Origin of the sequence: Streptomyces sp. NPDC059900 (assembly GCF_050270335.1) — a bacterium.
In the GTDB taxonomy this organism is placed as follows: domain Bacteria; phylum Actinomycetota; class Actinomycetes; order Streptomycetales; family Streptomycetaceae; genus Streptomyces.
Map to the genome: position 1 here is coordinate 1 of NZ_JBNNJZ010000836.1, position 2,698 is coordinate 2,698.

The 2,698-nt window shown below is 69.7% G+C and carries 1 protein-coding gene; it reads left to right on the forward strand.

Annotated elements, in window-relative coordinates; genetic code table 11:
- Nucleotides 1-252: 252 nt before the first annotated feature.
- On the forward strand, nt 253-2,698 hold a 2,446-nt coding region (locus ACQKIP_RS44665), incomplete at its 3' end, for a molybdopterin-dependent oxidoreductase (protein ID WP_427745617.1).

Genomic DNA, 2,698 nt, shown 5'->3' on the forward strand with positions numbered 1-2,698 from the left:
CAGGGTATCCACTTGGAGCGGCTCATCAGCGACCCATCTTCCGGAAGCGACATGCGGACCCTGCGGCCCTGCGGGCCAAAAGCCCCCTCACATGCGCTATTTGACCCGGACTCACACCATGTCACGGGCACGGAAGCGGAATTGCGGAATTAGGTCACTGCCCACTGGGACTTAAGTCCTCGGGTTCGGCCCGATGAGCGGGCTTAGGGTCTGAACAGGCCACCGAATTTCCCGGCGAGTTGTCGGCAAGTCATGGCCGGAGGTTTCGCATTTCGGAGGGTCACGTTGCGGCACAATCAGCGCGGAGCCGCGGAGACGCTGCTCAAGGCCGGACGGTATTTCAGCCGTGCCGAAGTTTCCGAAGACCTGCGTTCGGTGCACCGCACCGGCGGGCGTGACGGAGAGGCCTTCTACCGGGACCGCTGGAGTCACGACAAGGTGGTGCACTCCACGCACGGCGTGAACTGCACCGGATCCTGCCGCTGGAAGGTGTACGTCAAGGACGGCATCATCACCTGGGAGACCCAGCAGACCGACTATCCCTCCGTGGGCCCCGACCGCCCCGAGTACGAGCCGCGCGGCTGCCCGCGCGGCGCCGCCTTCTCCTGGTACACGTACTCGCCGACGCGGGTACGCACCCCCTACGTGCGCGGCACCCTCCTGTCGATGTACCGCGAGGCCAAGGCCCGCCTGAAGGATCCCGTGCTGGCCTGGGCCGACATCCAGCGCGACCCCGAGCGCCGGCGCACCTACCAGCAGGCGCGCGGCAAGGGCGGCCTGGTGCGGGCGAGCTGGGACGAGGCCGTCGAGATCATCGCGGCCGCGCAGGTGCACACGATCAAGACGCACGGCCCGGACCGCGTCGCGGGCTTCTCCCCCATCCCCGCGATGTCGATGGTGTCGCATGCGGCGGGCGCCCGCTTCAAGTCGCTGATCGGCGCGCCCATGCTGTCGTTCTACGACTGGTACGCGGACCTGCCGGTCGCCTCGCCGCAGGTGTTCGGCGACCAGACCGACGTACCGGAGTCGGGTGACTGGTGGGACGCCGCGTATCTGATGATGTGGGGCTCGAACGTCCCGGTGACGCGCACGCCCGACGCGCACTGGATGGCCGAGGCGCGCTACCGCGGCCAGAAGGTCGTCGCCGTGTCCCCGGACTACGCGGACAACACGAAGTTCGCCGACGAGTGGCTGCACCCGCACCCCGGCACGGACGGGGCCCTTGCCATCGCGATGGGCCACGTCATCCTCAAGGAGTTCTTCGTCGACCGGCGGACGGACTTCTTCGCCGACTACGTCCGCAAGTTCACCGACCTGCCCTTCCTGGTGACGCTGACCGAGCGCGACGGCGCGTTCGTCCCCTCGAAGTTCCTGCGCGCCACCGACCTCGGCGAGAGCGGTGAGGGCGACGACTGGAAGACGGCCGTCCTGGACGAGAGGACCGGGCAGCCGGCCGTCCCGAACGGCTCGCTCGGCTTCCGCTGGACCGAGTCCGGCAAGGGCAAGTGGAACCTGGAGCTCGGCAGCATCGAGCCGCAGCTCACCCTGCACGACTCCGACGTGGCCTCCGGCGTCGAGGTGCTGCTCCCGCGCTTCGACACCGAGGGCGGCACGCACGGCCAGGGCCGCGGCGAGATCGTCCGGCGCGGGGTGCCCGCCACGCGCCTCGGCGGCCAGGACGGGCCGCTCGTCACGACGGTCTTCGACCTGCTGCTCGCGCAGTACGGCGTGGGGCGCGAGGGGCTTCCGGGCGAGTGGCCTTCTTCGTACGAGGATGCCGACACACCCGGCACCCCGGCCTGGCAGGAGGCGCACACCTCGGTCCCGGCCGCGAAGGCGGTGAAGATCGCGCGGGAGTTCGCCCGGACCGCCGAGAAGTCGCGCGGGCGCTGCATGATCCTGATGGGGGCGGGGACCAACCACTGGTTCCACTCCGAGACGATCTACCGCGCCTTCCTCGCCCTTCTCCAGCTGACCGGCTGCCAGGGCCGCAACGGCGGCGGCTGGGCGCACTACGTGGGCCAGGAGAAGTGCCGCCCCGCGACCGGCTGGGCGACGCTCGCGAGCGCCAACGACTGGAGCAGGCCGCCGCGGCAGATGATCGGCGCCGCGTACTGGTTCCTGAACACCGACCAGTGGCGCTACGACAAGTTCGCCGCGGACGTGCTCGCCTCGCCGCTGGGCGAGGGCAGGTTCGCCGGGATGACGGGCGCCGACTGCCTGGCCCTGTCGGCGCGTACCGGCTGGATGCCGTCCTACCCGACCTTCGACCGCAACTCGCTCGATCTCGGCGAGACGACCGACGACCCGGTGGCCAATGTCGTCGACGAACTGAAGGCGGGAAGCCTGAAGTTTGCCTGCGAGGACCCGGATGCCCCGGAGAACTGGCCGCGCGTCCTGACCCTGTGGCGCGCCAACCTGCTCGGCTCGTCCGCCAAGGGCGCGGAGTACTTCACCAAGCATCTGCTCGGCACGCACTCCTCGCTGCGGGCCGAGGAGGCCTCCCCCGAGGAGCGGCCCTCGACGGTGACGTGGCGCGAGGAGGCCCCCGAGGGCAAGCTCGACCTCCTCGTCTCGCTCGACTTCCGCCAGACGTCGTCGACGCTGCTCTCGGACGTGGTCCTGCCCGCCGCCACCTGGTACGAGAAGCACGACCTGTCGTCCACGGACATGCACCCCTACGTGCACTCCTTCACCC